The organism is Lamprobacter modestohalophilus, from assembly GCF_016583905.1.
In the GTDB taxonomy this organism is placed as follows: domain Bacteria; phylum Pseudomonadota; class Gammaproteobacteria; order Chromatiales; family Chromatiaceae; genus Lamprobacter; species Lamprobacter modestohalophilus.
Genome location: NZ_NRRY01000172.1, coordinates 1 through 1,060, shown reverse-complemented (window position 1 = coordinate 1,060; position 1,060 = coordinate 1). Strand labels below are relative to the sequence as shown.

General features: G+C 57.6%; 2 protein-coding genes. Both read left to right on the top strand.

What is annotated here, in order from left to right:
• Positions 1-196: 196 nt before the first annotated feature.
• Complete coding sequence (locus CKO42_RS26680; protein ID WP_200252741.1) at positions 197-412, top strand: PIN domain-containing protein; 216 nt, start codon at positions 197-199, stop codon at positions 410-412.
• The gene (locus tag CKO42_RS26675) at positions 409-639 is read left to right on the top strand and encodes a hypothetical protein (RefSeq protein WP_200252738.1); all 231 of its coding nucleotides are present in this window, start codon (positions 409-411) and stop codon (positions 637-639) included. Before CKO42_RS26680 ends, CKO42_RS26675 begins: the two co-directional genes overlap by 4 nt.
• Positions 640-1,060 lie beyond the last annotated feature (421 nt).

Below are 1,060 nucleotides of genomic sequence, written 5' to 3'. Positions count from 1 at the left end.
ATACCCGCCGTCTTCACAGCTGAACCAGTCAGCGCAAGGGTTGTGTTCCAGAACTGTTGGCAAATACTATTAATGCTCAATAAATCAGGAGCTTGAGTGGTGGGCACAACAGATCTGGAGCACTACCCGGCTGCGAATCTGCCAACCTTTGCCGCTACTGGCCATCGAAGACGACTGTCAATCCTTGGCGAATGCGTTGATCACGGCCAAGTTGATTCCGGCGACTGAGCAGGAAGACGCGCTGCATATTGCCCTTGCCACGGTGGCCAAGGTCGATTTCGTCGCGACATGGAATTTCTCGCATTTGGTTGGACCTGTGATCAAGTTTCGTTTGCAGACGCAGATTCAAGCCATGGGTTTTTCACCGCCGATACTGGCAACCCCAGAAGAGTTACTGGAGGTGTTGACATGACGCTATCCATGGACCCCGTTTTGATCGGGCGCACAGAGACCCGTTCGGCTCGCCTGGGTGTTGAGGACCCGCTCCTGCAGGAGCTCTGGGCCATTAAAGCCGACCTGAACGCCGCCGCCGGATACAGTGTGGAAAGGCTGGCTGTAGAGGCCAACACATTCGATCTCGAGGCCAAGTTAACGAGCTTGCAGCAGGCAATCCAAGACGGCCAAAACAGCCGGGAATGACCCGATCAAGGAACCAAGCGAGCTGGGTCATCAATTTGCCTACGGAACTGTAAACCGCGAACAGCAACCCATGTTCAACCACAGCTCAATGATGGGAAAACAGATCCGAGAGTCTGCTCCTGAGCGCCCGCCGCGCAAACCCCAACCACCCCTTGACCCAACCGCCCCCAGCTGATCTCATACTCGCCGTCTTCACAGCTGAACCCATCAGCGCAAGAACAATCCGACCACAGCCTCCGCCCTTGCCGACATGACAGGGGCGGGCGGTAGCCTGCCCGCAACCTTGATCCGATGGACCCAGCACCCGGTGAACGAAGACCTCAGCTTCCTCGTCCTGCGCCAACTCCAGGCCAACCCCATGCCCCCAACCCACGCGCACCTCACCGACCCCAACACCCCCATCGCCATCATCGGCCTGGGC